Annotated in this window: 16 protein-coding genes; 7 read left to right on the forward strand and 9 right to left on the reverse strand. The window is 55.4% G+C overall.

The features are described from left to right. Positions 1-161 precede the first annotated feature (161 nt). The 7 genes from CLV44_RS11180 to CLV44_RS11210 form a co-directional block, all read right to left on the reverse strand. Positions 162-1346 carry a benzoate/H(+) symporter BenE family transporter gene (locus tag CLV44_RS11180; protein ID WP_106592202.1) on the reverse strand — a complete coding sequence of 395 codons (1185 nt, stop codon included), beginning with the start codon at positions 1344-1346 and terminating at the stop codon, positions 162-164. Beyond that, entirely contained in the window at positions 1346-1750 is a 405-nt protein-coding gene (locus tag CLV44_RS11185) for a RidA family protein (protein WP_106592203.1), read from the reverse strand. The genes CLV44_RS11180 and CLV44_RS11185 overlap by 1 nt, the downstream gene beginning before the upstream one ends. 65 nt (positions 1751-1815) lie before the next feature. Then, on the reverse strand, positions 1816-2601 hold the full coding sequence (locus tag CLV44_RS11190; protein WP_106592204.1) for a 1,6-dihydroxycyclohexa-2,4-diene-1-carboxylate dehydrogenase: 786 nt from the start codon (positions 2599-2601) through the stop codon (positions 1816-1818). A 10-nt stretch (positions 2602-2611) separates the two neighbouring features. Next, positions 2612-3625: a benzoate 1,2-dioxygenase electron transfer component BenC gene (benC, locus tag CLV44_RS11195; RefSeq protein WP_106592205.1), complete on the reverse strand. Its 1014-nt coding sequence runs from the start codon at positions 3623-3625 to the stop codon at positions 2612-2614. Positions 3626-3696: 71 nt separating this feature from the next. After that, a complete protein-coding gene (locus CLV44_RS11200) occupies positions 3697-4191 on the reverse strand; it encodes an aromatic-ring-hydroxylating dioxygenase subunit beta (protein WP_106592206.1) in 495 nt (164 codons plus the stop codon). Positions 4192-4194: 3 nt separating this feature from the next. After that, entirely contained in the window at positions 4195-5535 is a 1341-nt protein-coding gene (gene benA / locus CLV44_RS11205) for a benzoate 1,2-dioxygenase large subunit (RefSeq protein ID WP_106592207.1), read from the reverse strand. Between the two features lie 219 nt (positions 5536-5754). After that, positions 5755-6678: a catechol 2,3-dioxygenase gene (locus CLV44_RS11210; protein WP_106592208.1), complete on the reverse strand. Its 924-nt coding sequence runs from the start codon at positions 6676-6678 to the stop codon at positions 5755-5757. Positions 6679-6956: 278 nt separating this feature from the next. Here CLV44_RS11210 and CLV44_RS11215 point away from each other — a divergent pair, with 278 nt between their 5' ends. The 6 genes from CLV44_RS11215 to CLV44_RS11240 all read left to right on the forward strand — a co-directional run bounded on the left by CLV44_RS11215 (position 6957) and on the right by CLV44_RS11240 (position 12462). Further along, on the forward strand, positions 6957-8129 hold the full coding sequence (locus CLV44_RS11215) for an ABC transporter substrate-binding protein (RefSeq protein ID WP_106592209.1): 1173 nt from the start codon (positions 6957-6959) through the stop codon (positions 8127-8129). Positions 8130-8194: 65 nt separating this feature from the next. Then, a complete protein-coding gene (locus CLV44_RS11220; RefSeq protein ID WP_106592210.1) occupies positions 8195-9058 on the forward strand; it encodes a branched-chain amino acid ABC transporter permease in 864 nt (287 codons plus the stop codon). Between the two features lie 15 nt (positions 9059-9073). Continuing rightward, a complete protein-coding gene (locus CLV44_RS11225) occupies positions 9074-10036 on the forward strand; it encodes a branched-chain amino acid ABC transporter permease (RefSeq protein ID WP_106592211.1) in 963 nt (320 codons plus the stop codon). Then, positions 10033-10812 (forward strand): ABC transporter ATP-binding protein, encoded by a 780-nt coding sequence (locus CLV44_RS11230; RefSeq protein WP_211298130.1) that lies wholly within the window; start codon positions 10033-10035, stop codon positions 10810-10812. The genes CLV44_RS11225 and CLV44_RS11230 overlap by 4 nt, the downstream gene beginning before the upstream one ends. Before the next feature lie 2 nt (positions 10813-10814). Then, positions 10815-11525, forward strand: a complete 711-nt coding sequence (locus tag CLV44_RS11235) for an ABC transporter ATP-binding protein (protein ID WP_106592212.1) — start codon at positions 10815-10817, stop codon at positions 11523-11525. A 118-nt stretch (positions 11526-11643) separates the two neighbouring features. Then, positions 11644-12462, forward strand: a complete 819-nt coding sequence (locus CLV44_RS11240) for an IclR family transcriptional regulator (protein ID WP_106592213.1) — start codon at positions 11644-11646, stop codon at positions 12460-12462. Positions 12463-12510: 48 nt separating this feature from the next. On the opposite strand, the gene CLV44_RS11245 is transcribed toward CLV44_RS11240, so the two are convergent. Continuing rightward, positions 12511-13476, reverse strand: coding sequence for an AraC family transcriptional regulator (locus CLV44_RS11245; protein WP_106592214.1), 966 nt, complete (start codon positions 13474-13476; stop codon positions 12511-12513). A 92-nt stretch (positions 13477-13568) separates the two neighbouring features. After that, entirely contained in the window at positions 13569-14459 is an 891-nt protein-coding gene (locus tag CLV44_RS11250; protein ID WP_170069327.1) for a LysR family transcriptional regulator, read from the reverse strand. 161 nt (positions 14460-14620) lie between these two features. On the opposite strand from CLV44_RS11250, the gene CLV44_RS11255 reads away from it, so the two are divergent. Next, the gene (locus CLV44_RS11255) at positions 14621-15211 is read left to right on the forward strand and encodes an antibiotic biosynthesis monooxygenase (RefSeq protein WP_245912679.1); all 591 of its coding nucleotides are present in this window, start codon (positions 14621-14623) and stop codon (positions 15209-15211) included. Positions 15212-15223 lie beyond the last annotated feature (12 nt).

Genomic DNA, 15223 nt, shown 5'->3' on the forward strand with positions numbered 1-15223 from the left:
GCGCCGATCATTTTATTGTTGGATCACACGGCAACAGCCCTTACTTTCAAAGGACTGCCCGCCAGATTGAAATCCAGTATAGCGTTGCAAAAACGGGATGAAACAGCCAAAAACGAGGGCTTGAAATCCCGTTTGTGGAATTAAATGCATATTTGTGATTGCTAATCAGCCTCCACTCGCACCTGACGCATCCGCAGCACGTTCTGCAGCGCATATACGGCGGACCCCAGCACTACGCCCCAGAAGGCAGCACCGATGCCCAGGATGCTGATGCCGGAGGCTGTCGCCATGAAGGTTATCAACGACGCATCCAGTTGCTTCTTGTCTTCCAAGGCAGCACTCAGACTGTTGCTGATTGCGCTCAACAGCGCCAACCCTGCGATGATGGCGATCATTTCCGCAGGGAAACTGGTAAAAAACAACACAATGCTACCGGCCAGAATGCCGCCTATGAGGTAGAACACACCATTGGCCACTCCGGCCCAGTAGCGTTTGTCCGGGTTTTCATGCGCTTCGGAGCTGGTACAGATCGAGGCGGTGATGGCGGCAATCACTGTGGTAATGCCACCGAAGAACGCGGTCGGTATTGATACCAGTGACAGCATCGACACAATTGGCCTGGAAGCGAAACGGTAGCCCGAGGCCTTGAGGATGGTAAAGCCCGGCAAGAACTGCCCCGTCAGGCTGACAATCACCAGCGGCAGCGCCAGCCCCAGCGTCGAACTCAAGCTCCACTCGGGCATGATCAAAATCGGGCTGGCCAGTCGCCATTCCAGCTGGCTCAAGTTGGCATCCAGGGCGGTGACGGACAGCACCACACCCAACACCACCATCAGCACCAGAAAATAGGCACGGCTGACGAACTTGAACAGTACAAAGCCGAGAATCATCACACTGGTCACCAGCGGGACCGAATCCAGCGCCCGAAAAGCCCCCAGCCCGAAGTCAAACAGGATACCCGCCATCATGGCGGCGGCGACCCCTGTCGGGATCAGCTGCACCACCCTGTCAAACAGACCGGTGATGCCGATCAGGAAAATGATGACCGCTGCGGTGATATAGGCGGCTACCGCTTCGTTGATCGACAGCTCCGGGAAGAGCGTAACCAGCAGCACCGTACCCGGTGCCGACCAGGCCGTGATCACCGGAATGCGAAACCAGAGGCTCAGTGCAATCCCGGTCACAGCTGCGCCGATGGAGATCGCCAAGACCCATGAGGTCATCATCTCCACCGAGATACCGGCGTTCTGAGCCGCCTGGAAAAAGATCGCAAGCGGCCCGGAATAGGACACCAGCACAGCCATCAGGCCGGCGATAATGGTTGAGATCGAAAGGTCTTTCAGCATTACCCCTCCCCCCGATCAATGACGGCGACCGCTTTCACCTCCAGAAAATAGCCGGGTGCGCCGCACAGCGAAGCGGCTCCAATGGCGGTCCAGGCCGGGTAGCAGCCTTTCATGTAGCGGTTGCGGACGTCCATGTAGAGCGGCAGGTCACGCATGTCGGTGTGATAGCTGGTCACTTCAACCAGATCCTCGAAGCGGGCACCCGCGGCATCCAGAATTCGTTTCATGTTCTCGAACACCTGCACGAACTGGGTTTCCTTGTCAGCCACCAGCTCACGCTGGTCATTGCGGCCGATCTGACCGGCAATATAGAGCGTGTCATTGACCAGCACCGCCGGGGCGTAGCCGATCTCGTCACGGATGAATTCCATTCCTTCAGGCACGATTATTGTTTTTGTTGCCATCATGTTTCTCCTCAGCATAAAACGGAAAAGCAGGGCCGGAGCCCTGCTTGGTTTGGATAAAAATTTCAGCCCTGGTCGCCACCACCCACCGGCAATACCGTACCGGTAATGTAGGAGGCCTCGTCCGAGGCCAGAAAGAGTATGGCGTTGGCCTGCTCTTCCGGAACGCTGTAGCGCTTCATGAAAGTAGAGTCGATGGTTTGGTCGACAATGGTCTGGTACCAGTCCTTCTCCTGCTGATTCATGGTGTCGTTGTTGCGCGGAATGCGCCGCTCGCCCACATCGGTCCCGCCCGGCGCCACCGCATTGACGCGGATGCCATGTTTGGCATTTTCAAAGGCCATGCACACGGTCATGGCATTAACCCCCCCCTTGGCCGCCGCATAGGGCACACGGTTAAGGCCCTTGGTTGCGATGGAGGATACATTCACGATCACTCCACTCTGTTGCTTCTGCATCTGCGCCAGCACGGCATGACAGCACCAGAGGGTCGGGAACAGTGAACGACGGATCTCGGCCTCAACCTGTTCCTCTTCATAGGCCTCGTAGGGTTTAGCCCAGATGGTGCCGCCCACGTTGTTGACCAGAATATCGATGCGGCCAAAATGGCTGACGGCCGCATCGATCGCCTTGCAGGCACCGGCATACTGTTCCAGGTCTACATTGATAGTCTGTACCGCTGCGGCACCGGCGGCCAGGGCTTCTTCAGCCACTTCCTTGATGATCTCGGAGCGATCCACCAACAGTAGACTGGCTTTCTCGACCGCCATCTGCAGGGCGACGGCACGGCCGATTCCCTGGGCCGCACCGGTGACCACGGCCACCTTGTTTTTAAAACGTTCAGCTCGCATATCGCTCCCCTTACTTGCTCGCGGCAAACTTCTCGTAATGGAAGCTGGCAGGCTGAATGCCCTTTTCCTGCATGAAGCTGTTGACCGCTTCAACCATCGGCGGTGGACCGCACAGGTAGATGTCGACATCGCCATCGTGCAAATGGCCCGGCCCCATGTGGTTGGTGACATAGCCCTTCTGCGGCCAGCTGCTGTCTTCAGATGCCACGCAGGCACTGAAAGTGAAGTTATCGATGGCGCTGGCAAAAGCGTCCAGTTTGCCCATTTCTACCAGATCAGTGTCATTGGTGACACCGTAGATCAGGTGGATCGGGTATTCGCTGCCGTCCTGCTGGATCTTTTCCAGCATCGCCAAGAAGGGCGCCAGCCCCGTGCCGCCAGCCAGCATCAATACCGGGCGCTTGATGTCGCGCAGGTAGAAGCTGCCGAAGGGGCCACGCAGGGTAATGTTGTCACCAACATTGGCGTTTTCGGCCATGTAGGTGCTCATCAGGCCTTCAGGTACGACACGAATCAGGAAAGAAACGGATTCGTCATCCTGATTAACCATAGAGCTGAAGGAGTAGGCTCGGGACTGGTCGGTACCCGGCACCTGAACATTGACGTACTGCCCCGGCAGGAAGTGCATGGCACGCACCTGATCACCGGAGACCGTGAAGGAAAGGGTCGACTCGGACAGTCGGTTAATATCAGTCAGCTTGGCATGCACATCCGCCTGCTGGCTGCGCACACAGACTTCGGATGATGCCGGCACGGTAACCACACAATCGGCTTCCGGGATCATGCGACAGGTCAGCACAAACTGCTGTTCAGCTTCCTGATCGGATAGCGCATCCTCGATGTAACCGTCCATCTCATAGCTGCCCGACTCGCAGTGACACTTGCAAGTACCACAGGCACCATCGCGGCAGTCCAGCGGGATGTTGAGCCCGGAACGATAGGCTGCATCGGCAACCGATTCCATCGGCAAAGTCGTAATGAAGCGTGTCACACCGTCTTCAAAATTGAGTGCTACTTTATACATTGTGTGCTACCTCGGTCCCCTTCAGGGATGCCGATGACACCCCGAGGGACACTTGTTATGTTGGGTCGAGATCAAAGGTGATAGATATCCACAACGTGGTGGATATAGTCGTTCTTCAGCACAACCTTCTTACGTTTGATCTTCAGCTTGCCGTCATCGCCACGCGCCAGGGTGACAAACGCGGTACCGAAATAGGTATCGACATCATTGTAACGCACGCTGCTGGTCATCCAGCTGTAGCGCACATCGGCATCGCCGGCGGATGCGTTCAGCACCTCCAGGTTGCTCAGCATGTGCTGGGTACGCGGCTCCGGCAAAGAACTGGCGCTGGAGCGGTCGGTACGAATGCGGAACACACGATCTTCCAGGCCATCACGACGGGCGTAGTAGATCAGGGAGATCTCGGACTGCGGGTCCTCGGTCAGCTCACCATCCACATCCCAGCTGGGCACCCAGAACTCGGCACCCTTGTCGTAATGCTCCAGCCAGTTGTCATAGTCCTTGTCATCCAGCGCACGCTGTTCAGAGTGCAGGAAATCACGAATTTCGTCGTAGCTGATAGTCATGGCTTACTCCCCCTTTTCCTTGCGTGCCGCTTCGGTTAACACTTTCTGCCAGTAGTGATGCTGAACGATGTAAAGACCTTCGTCCTCGACCTTCTCGCCACTCATCACCGGATGCACACCGATTTTCTTCGCATCTTCATCCTGACCGTCGATCCAGTGTTCGGCACCGCGACACATGTCGTTCCAGGGCAGATTCATGCCCTTGAAACCTTCCTGACAGGCGCGGAACTCTTCCAGATCATCCGGAGTCGCCATGCCTGAGGCGTTGAAGAAGTCTTCGTACTGACGGATACGGTGCGCACGCGCTTCCGCACTCTCGCCCTTGGGCGCGATGCAGTAGATGGTCACTTCGGTTTTGTCGACGGAGATCGGACGGAAGTGACGAATCTGCGAGCTGAACTGGTCCATCAGGAACACGTTCGGGTACAGGCAGAGGTTACGCAGGTTGCCGATCATCCAGTCGGCACGATCAGCGCCGAACTTCTCGACCAGCTCATCACGGCGCTCGTACAGCGGACGGTCCTGCGGGTTGGGCCAATTCATCCACAGCAGAATATGGCCGTGCTCAAAGGCATAGAAACCACCGTTCTGCTTGTTCCAGGTGGATGCATCCATCGCCTTCACGTCATCAGCTGACATGCCGGCCTTGCGACGACCCGTGGTGGCAACGTAGTTCCAGTGCGTAGCGGAGACGTGGTAGCCGTCAGCACCGTTCTCGGCCTGCAGTTTCCAGTTACCGTCATAGACATAGGTGGAGGAGCCGCGGACCACTTCCAGGCCTTCCGGTGACTGGTCAACGATCATGTCGACGATCTTGGCCGCTTCGCCCAAATGTTCGGTCAGTGGTTTAACATCATCATTCAGAGAACCGAACAGGAAGCCGCGATAGTTTTCCATCCGGACCTTTTTCAGGTCATGGGAGCCTTCGCAATTGAAGGAGTCCGGATAGCCTGCATCATGGGGATCCTTGACCTTGACCAACTTGCCGGAGTTGTTGAAGCTCCAGCCATGGAATGGGCAGGTAAAAACGGACTTGTTGTCTTTCTTTTTACGGCAGAGCACAGCGCCTCGGTGGCTGCAGGCGTTGATGAAGCAGTTCAGTTCACCATCCTTGTTGTGAGTGATGACGATGGGCTGGCGACCAATATAACCGGTAAAGTAGTCATTCGGGTTGGCGACCTGGCTTTCATGCGCCAAATAGATCCAGTTGCCTTCGAAGATGTGCTCCATCTCAAGGTCAAACAGCTCGGGATCAGTGAACATGTCACGACGGCCGCGATAAAGACCTTGCTCTTTATCAACCTCCATCATACCGCCCACTTTGGCTATCAGATTGTCTTGCATGCTATGCCCTCCTTATTGTTTGTCTCAGATTAGAGGGCGGTGCCAGTGGTCACTATCCAGCCAGTGCCATTCTTTATCCCATATGTGCAGCGAGCTTATGCGCCCTTCGGAAAAGTGTGCGAGGGCTCGCACGTTTGTACATAAAAAAACGCCGTCATATGACGGCGTAAAAAATTCGACTGCGGAACTCATACAGTCGAGTGCAGCACAACAACAGGATCAGGTCAGAACGGTCAGGAAGCGCTCATTCAACTGACGGTCATGGTAGAAGATCGCCTTGCCCAGCTCGCTCGCATCCCAGGTCACCGGCTCGTGATCAGGGTAGTGGTAGTCACCACCGGCGAATACTTCGTTGCGGTTGCCGGACGGGTCGAAGAAGTAGATGGTCTGGCCGTGAGTCAAACCATGACGGGTCGGGCCGATATCAATGGAGGTATTGGTCATGGAGATCAGATCCGCTGCCTTGAGTACGTCGTTCCAGGTTTCCAGGAAGAAGGAGGCATGGTGGAACTTGCCCGGCTCGGGATGATCGATGAATGCCACATCGTGAGCTTTCATGCTGGCCGTGAGGAACTGGGCAACGCGCTTGCCATCCGGCGCAACCACCTGTTCAGCCAGATCAAAGCCAAGCACATCCCGGAACAGCTCCAGTGTACGATCCAGGTTGGGACCATAGAGCAGACAGTGATCGAAGCGGTTCGCCTGCATACCTTGCAGACCACGCGGCCAGGCCTCGGGGTTGCGGTTGCCTACGCCCCACTTGCCGGTCTGCTGCTTGGTTGCAAAAAGCTCAAAGGCGTGACCTGTCGGGGCAACAAAACGTACGCGATGGCCGCAGTCTTTCAGTTCGCCAGCCGGAATGTCTTCTACCTCGCAGCCAAATTCGATCAGCTCGGCACGCAGCGTGTCCACCACCTCTTCATTGAGGCATTTGAAGCCCATGAAATCCATGCCGGCCACGTCTGCTTCACGCAGTACAACGGAGAACTTGTCCACTTCGGTCCAGGCCTTCAGGTAGACTCGTCCCTGGTCGTCACGGTCCATTTCGATCAGGCCGAGAAGATCCACGTAGTGTTTGACGGCTTCATCCATATCCAGCACGCGAATCTGCACATGTCCCGGACGCATCACACCTTTTTTCATAGCCACCTCTTTTATTATCTGTTCGGCTGAGACCAGCATCAGCCGCCATGACTCGACTATTACAGGCCAACGCCCGGCTTTAAATCCGCCCAATGCAAGCTTTATCCACTGCCTGCAGCCTGCAGCCTACTCAACATCAGCCTCGGCACGATTAATGCGGTGATTGAATAGTGCATTGCAGTTTCTGGACACACGTCTGCACGCTGCGGCTATTGGTGCCGATCAGGGTTCTTTCTAATCAGTGGACCATAACAATAAAACTCCACGAGAGGTCTCACATGCTCAAGTTCAACACGCTGCGCACCGCCGTAGCCGCAAGCCTGGCAACGCTTACTCTAAGTGCGCCAGTTCTTGCCAGCCAGGATTCAATAAAGGTAGGCGTTATGCTGCCATTCAGCGGTGTTTACGGTGCCCTGGGTGATGCCACCCGCAATGGCATGAAGATGGCGCTGCAGGAAAATGCAGCCCAGCTGCACGGCCGCAAGATTGAATATATCGAAATCGATACCGAAGCCCGCCCCGAACGCGCACCAGAAATCGCTTCTTCTTTGCTTAGCAACAGCGAAGCCGACTTTATTATTGGCCCGGTTCACTCCGGTGTCGCCATGGGCATGCTCAAGGTACTGCGCGGCAAGGATACGGTGATGATCGTGCCCAACGCCGGTGCCGGCCCAGTAACCGGTCCGCTGTGTTCACCAAACGTGTTCCGTACCTCGTTCTCCTCTTGGCAGCCGTCCTACCCCATGGGCAAAGTCGCGCTGGACAAAGGCTACAAGAAAGTGGTCACCATGAGCTGGAATTACGGCATGGGCAAGGAAAGCCTGGACGCCTTTGAAGAATCCTTTACCGCCGGCGGTGGTGAGGTGGTCAAGAAGATCCTGGTGCCCTTCCCGAAAACCGAATTCCAGGCATACCTGTCTGAAATTGCCTCCATCAACCCTGATGCGGTATTCGTATTCTTTGCCGGTGGCGGCGCGGTCAAGTTCGTCAAGGACTACGATGCGCTGGGCCTGAAAGGCAAGATTCCGCTGCTTGGCTCCGGCTTCCTCACCGAAGGCACCCTGGAAGCTCAGGGCAACTCTGCCGAAGGCATCCTCACCACGCTGCACTATGCAGATACGCTGGATAACGATCTGAACAATAAGTTCCGTGCATCCTACAAGGAACAGTTTGGCAAGTCCTCGGACATCTATGCGGTCCAGGGTTATGACACCGGCCTGATGATTGCCTCTGCGGTCAACGAATTGAAGGGCGACATCTCCGACCAAAAGGCGCTGATCAAGGCGCTGGAAACCACCACTGTAAACAGCCCGCGCGGTGACTTCACCTTCTCGGCCGCGCATAACCCGGTGCAGAACATCTATCTGCGAACCGTGGAAAACGGCGAAAACAAGGTGCTCGAGATTGCCTCGCCGGCACTGGCCGACCCGGGCCGCGGCTGCAAGCTCTGATCCTCTGTCGGGCAGGCAGAGTCTGCCCGATCGTTTCCAACCAACTGATTTCACCGGGCTCTGTCATGGACACGTCTCTTTTTCTTGTGCAGCTAATCAATGGCCTGCAGTACGGCCTGCTGCTGTTTTTGATCGCTTCGGGCCTGACGCTGGTGTTTGGCGTTATGGGCATCCTCAATTTGGCGCATGGCTCCATGTATATGGTCGGTGCCTACCTCGCCTGGTATTTCGTCGAACATACCGGCAGTTTCGCTCTCAGCGCCATCATTTCGGCGGTAATTGCGCTTATCATCGGTGTGGTCGTAGAGCGTACCCTGATTCGGCAGCTCTACCGGCGTAATCATCTCGACCAGGTGTTGTTGACCATCGGCATGATCTTCGTGTTCAACGCCCTGCAGAGCCTTCTGTGGGGCAATGATCCACTGGGCGTTGCCGTCCCTGCAGCGCTATCCAGTGCCGTGCCGCTGACCGATGTGCTCGAATACCCGGTCTATCGTATTTTCGTTGCCCTGCTCTGCATTGCCATCGCAGTGGTGATGTACTTCATGATCAACAAGACCCGTCTGGGCATGCTGATCCGTGCCGGTGAATCCAACCGTGAGATGGTGGAGTGCCTGGGCATCGATATCCGCCAGCTCTATACCATCGTGTTTGCCATTGGTGTCATGTTGGCTGCTGTCGCAGGTGTAGTCGCAGCACCCATGTCGTCCATCGTACCCGGCATGGGTGAACACATCCTTATCACCTGCTTCGTGGTGGTGGTCATTGGTGGCATGGGCTCGATCAAGGGCGCATTCGTGGCAGCGTTGCTGGTAGGGCTGGTGGATACATTCGCATCAGTTTTGGTGCCACAGATGTCGAGCATGATGATCTACATCGTCATGGCGTTCATCCTGCTGATCAAGCCTCAGGGTTTGTTCTCTTCCTGATTCGGAGTCCGTACCATGCTGTTCAATAAACGTACCGAACGTTACTTTATCTGGGTGTTTTTCCCCCTGGCACTGTTGATGCCGCTGTTTCTGGCCGAGAACACATTCTTTGTCAGCAAACTGACCAGCGTTATGATCTTTGCCCTTTTTGTCATGTCGCTGGACTACCTGGTCGGCCGCTGCGGCTTGATTACGCTTGGCCACGCCATGTTCTATGGCCTCGGGGGGTATCTGTTCTGGATGATCGCTCCCGAATACGAGGCGGTAAACTTTTGGGTCTATACCTTTTACATCTGCACAATTGCTGCAGCTGTCGCACTAGTGATCGGCTTTCTGGTGCTGAGAACCAGCGGTATCTACATGATCATGATTACCCTGGCGTTCGCGCAGATGGCCTTTTACTTCTTCTCCGACTCAATCGAGTTCGGAGGTAACGACGGTCTGTTCATTTACGTAAAGCCTGAAACCAGCATCTTTGGCCTTAGCTTTTTCGATCTGGATAATCCGATCCATTTCTACTACCTGTGTCTGTTGTCACTGTTCAATACGCTAGTGTTCTTCCGCGTATTGATTCGCTCCCGTTTCGGACGCGTAGTGGATGCCATCAACGAAAACCCCGGCCGCACCACTGCTCTGGGCTACAACATATTCATGTACCGCCTGATGAGTTATGTCATCGCCTCGGCACTGGGTGCTTACGCCGGCTACCTGTTCACCCTGCAGTATGGCTTCGTCAACCCGTCGATGATGGCTTGGACCACCTCCGGCTCGGCACTGGTGATGTCGATTCTCGGCGGCATGGGCTCCATATACGGCGCCATTCTGGGCACCTTCGCTTATGAAGGACTGCACTACCTGCTCGAGCACCTAACCGAATACTGGATGCTGTTCATGGGCATCCTGATTATCGCCATGGTGATGATCTTCAAAAACGGCATCGCCGGATATATGGAGAAACTGCTGGAGAAACGCATATGAACACCCAAGTATCACTGGATCTGGATGTCATGCTGGAAACCCAAGGGCTGTGCAAATACTGGGGAGGACTCAAGGCGCTGGATAACATTTCGCTGCAGTTCTACGACAAACAACTGCACGGCATTGTCGGCCCCAACGGCGCCGGCAAAAGCACCCTACTGAACATGCTCTGCGGCCATTACAAGCCGACTCAGGGCAGCATTCTGCACAAGGGTGCGGCCATCGAGGCGATCAAGTCATACGCCTTTGCTCGACGGGGCATCGGTCGCAGTTTTCAGAAGACCAACATTTATCCGGGCGCCACCTGCCTGGAAAACTGCTGCGTTGCGGTACAGCGGCGCATGGGCGGCAATTTTAATTTCCTGCGCTCGCGCTACACCCAGAAAGTGCTTGATGAGATCGCCACCGAAGCCCTGGAAAAAGTGGGGCTGGGCCATCGCCGTAACGAGGTCGCCTCACACATCAGTTACGGCGAACAGCGCCAGCTGGAGATCGCCATGGTACTGGCCACCTCGCCGGAGGTGTTGCTGCTGGATGAACCCATGGCCGGTATGGGCCACGAAGAGTCTCAGCTGATCATCGAGTTGCTGAAAAAACTCAGACGGGAGTACTGCATCGTGCTGGTGGAACACGACATGGACGCGGTATTCGAGTTGTCCGACCAGTTGACGGTCATGGTTGACGGCCAACACCTGACCACTGGTAGCGTGGATCGGGTGCGTGACGATCCACGGGTAAAAGAGGCCTATCTGGGGCAAGGCGACGAGGTATTCTGACAATGACGAAACTGCTAGAAGTAAAAGGCCTGCATACCTACTACGACGAGAGCCACATTCTGCACGGGGTCAGCTTTGCCATCGAGCCCGGCCAGGCGGTCAGCCTGATGGGGCGCAACGGCATGGGTAAGACCACCACGCTGAAATCGATCCTCGGCCTGGTACCCCCGCGCAGTGGTCATGTGATTTTTCAGGGGGAAGAGATCAGCCACCTGCCCACCTGGCAGCGCATGCGCAAGGATATCGCCTATGTGCCGGAAGGCCGCGGCATGTTCCACAACCTGACCGTGCGCGAGCACCTGGAGATGGCCGCACGGCCGAACCAGAAAGGTGAACAGAACTGGACTGTCGAGCGGGTGCTGGACACCTTTCCCCGCCTGCAGGAACGTCTGACCAACCTGGGCACTCAGCTCTCCGGTGGTGAACAACAGATGCTCGCCATCGGTCGGGCGCTGGTGACCAATCCCGACCTGCTGATTCTGGATGAGGCCACTGAAGGTCTGGCACCGCTGATCCGCAAGGAGATCTGGGACGTGGTGAGGAGCATCAAGGAAAGCGGCATTTCCACCTTGATCGTGGACAAGAACATTCAGGTACTCAAGGACCTGTGTGACCAGCATATCGTGCTGGTGAAGGGACAGGTAGTGTTCAGCGCCGGGTCCAGTCAGCTGATGCAGAGCCTTGATGAAGTCGAGTCCTATCTCGGCGTCTGAGGTCATGACAGCGAGTCAACAGGCCCTCTTGCACCGTTCTGGACGCAAGGCAGTTGGGGATTCCGCCATGGAATTGGTAGAATCCCCCACTTTCGGCGCCATTAACGGATACCCTCAGATGTCTGACCAGACAGAGAAAACGCCTGATAGCCAGCGTCAGGGCATAGGCTCCCTGGAAATCGGCCTGCGCATCCTCAATACCTTGGCCGAGTCCCCCCGGCCACTGACATTGAAAAACCTGTCTGATCGTCTTGAGCTGTCACCCAGCCGGCTGCATAAGTACATGGTCAGTCTGATGCGCATGGACTATATCAACCAGGACAACCATAGCTATGTGTTGGGTACTTCCAGCCTGATGCTGGGCGTCGCGGCGCTCAAGCGGATCGACCCCATCCAGCAGGCATTCAAGGCCGTTGAACAGCTCAATGCGGACAGCGATAGGACCGTATCTGTCACGGTATGGAACGGCCAAGCCCCGCTGGTGATCAAGTGGCTTGATGCCAGCCAGCCGGTGGCACTGAACGTGCGCCTGGGCATGGAGCTGTCACCCTTCTTTTCCGTCTCTGGCCGCATCTTTCTTGCCAACCTGCCGGTAGTTCGCCGTGAACAGATTCTGGATCACTTCTACCGCCATCCGCCGGCGTTGCCCCGTCACCGGGGCAAAACTCTGGACCGACAGGGGTTCAGCGCCCATCTGGAGCAAATACGGCAGGATAATCAGTGCAGTTTCTACGGCGATTTTCTGCCCGATATCAACGTGGTGGCCAGCGCCATCTATGATATCAACGGCAACATTTCCTCCGTGATCAGCCTGATGGGAATGAATGGTGATACGGATGTGAGTCCAGGCAGCCGTTACAACGAAATGGTACTGGCCTGCACCCGGCAGGTCACCGGGGCGATCTGCGGCATCAACCACAAGCCGGACCTGATCTGAAGAAACAGGCGGTCCGGCAGCTCATCAATGGGTAAAAGCGCTCGAGACTCAGCGCTTTTGGCGCAGGGTTTCGGAGGGGAGTTCGCCGAACATTTTACGATAGTCCGATGAGAAGCGACCCAAATGGGTAAAGCCGTAGTCCAGTGCCACTTCGGTGACATTGCGAATACCGCTGTTGTGACGCAGATCTTCACGCAGGCTCTTAAGTTTGGATTGTTTGATGAACAGCTTGGGAGTGACGTTGAAGTATTTGGCAAACAGATTGTAGACGGTACGGACACTGACATTCCCTATCTGTGCCAGCTCTTCAACGCACAGATCATCACGCACATGGGCTTCAATATAGGCAAGCAGTTGGGTGAAGCTGCGGTCATTGATGGTGCAATCATTGCCACTGCCCAGGTTGCTGTCGAACTGCTGTAACAGCTTTCGAATCAGAATATCGCGATAGGGCAACTGCAGGTGGCTCAGGTCCAACTCGCTCTCATTGGCCTCCAGCAACAGCGCATCCAGCAGGCGCATAAAGCAGAGTGACTGCTCCAGTTCGATCACCTTGCGCTCGAAGCGGATACCGGCTCTGGGCACTCGCCCGGCCTGCTCCAGACAGGCTTCTCGCACCAGCTCCTCGGGCACTTTGACGATAACCTTTTCACAATCGCCGGAATAGGCCAGGTCCATCTGTTCACCGGGGTTCATCATCAGCGCTTGGCCACGACGCAACAGCAGGCGCTGGTCGCGAAAATGCCAGCGGCATTCGCCCTGGGTGACCACCTGAAAGTGATAAATCCCCTGCAGTTCAGGGCATCGTACCTGAACATCATCACCATAACTTATGGACGACAGGCCTATGCCGGCAAAATTGCGGTAACGCAACCGCGAGGAGGGACGACGGCTGAGATTAAGATCACTGAATTCCAGTCTGTGCTGACCCACATGCTGATTGACATAGTCTGACACTTCGAGCGGGTGTGCGTGGTCAAAAACCACCGCGTTACTGAGCACGTTGGAGAACATCGGCTGCACCGTTTGCTTGTAATTATTGTTAACGGCTTAATTATAGGTAAACACTCATTGGATGCAATGGCTACTTTTTGCCTATTGCTCCGTCAAACGCTACCCGGATTCTGCTGCACCTTCTCCATTACAAACTCGATTAGCGCTCGCGTCTTGGCTGGCAGACTTTCACGATGTGGATACAGCATGTGCATGGTTCGTCCTTCCATCGACCAGTCAGACAACAGCTGGACCAGCTCACCCCGCGCCAGCTCGTCTGCAACAACATAACGGGGTAGGCAACAAGCCCCCAGTCCCCGCTTAACGGCATCCACCGCAAAACGAATCTCGTCGGTGCGCAGATGGGCATGAGGCGTGAACGTCACAGCATGGCCGTCAGAGTCTTGAAAACGCCAAAAAGCTGAACGCTTAAGCACCACCAGTGGCAACTCAGCCAGCCCTTCGGGCTGCTGCGGCTGCGGATGCCGGTTAAGCAGTTCCGGCGTAGCTACCACTACCATTTCGGTTTCCATCAGTGGCCGCGAAATCCAATCGTTCAGCGTCACTTTGCCCAAACGAAAAGCGATATCGATGCTGTTTTTGACCAGGTCCACGTTCTGGTTACTCAGGAACATCTCCACACTAACTCGTGGGTTGATTTCCATGAATTCAAACACCCACTCCTTGACGTAGTGATGGCCCAATGTCAGTGGCGCGGTCACCTTAATATCGCCAGAGAGAGAAGACAGCTCGCTGTTTACGTCTTCCGAGCGCATCTCCAGTTCGGTCATCACCGGTGACAGACTACTGAAGAAACGCTGACCAGACTCGGTCAGGCCGAATTTTTTCGAACTGCGATGCACAAGCTTGTACCCCAACTGCTGCTCGAATGCCTGCAGACGACGGGACAAGGTTGAGGTTGGAATGTCCAAATAGCGGGCCGCCGACACCAGGCTGCCCTTTTCGACCACCTTGATAAAGTAGTAAAGATCCTGATAGTTCATGTTGTTATTCTCAAAAATGAAATCACGCCTTCCCGTGTATCCGGTAGATAAATATCCCCACCGACCTATATTGGTCAACCATAACACGGACATTTCAGCTAATGCCCAACCGGCCGTTACCGATCTGCACCGTCCATCTTACCAATACTGCCAGAGTCTTCATGATGCCAGAAACAGAATCTACACGTCCGGGAGAGGGCACTATCACGGTGGTTATTTCACGCCGCGTGATCAAGGGTCAGGAAGCCCGGTTCGAGCAATTGAGCAGTGAAATGACCTGCCGAGCTTCTCACTACCCGGGGTACCTAGGTGCCGATCTGTTTCGTCCCGCCAACCCGAACGACCCTGAATATCGCATCATATTCAAGTTTGCCGACGAACAGAGCCTGGATGCCTGGCAGCAGTCTGTTGAACGTACCGAACTGTTGGAGCAGATTGAACCCTTGCTAGTCATGCCCAGTAAGGTCGAGACCATGTCCGGCATCATCAACTGGTTTACCCTGCCCGGGCACAATCCGGTCAAGCCGCCCCCCAAATACAAAATGACGATTGTCAGCTGGCTAGCACTCTACCCTACGGTCACACTGATCTTCTTCCTGTTCGGAGAACAATTGGCACAGATACCACTACTGATCCGAACGTTTCTAGTGACCGCCGTGGTGATGGTCGCCATGTCCTATTTATTGATGCCGCGTTTCACGCGATGGTTTGCCTTTTGGTTGTTTCCCAAGCGGGAACAGGGCGAACGTTAAGCCGAGCCTACG

The sequence above is a fragment of the Marinobacterium halophilum genome, assembly GCF_003014615.1.
GTDB lineage: Bacteria > Pseudomonadota > Gammaproteobacteria > Pseudomonadales > Balneatricaceae > Marinobacterium > Marinobacterium halophilum.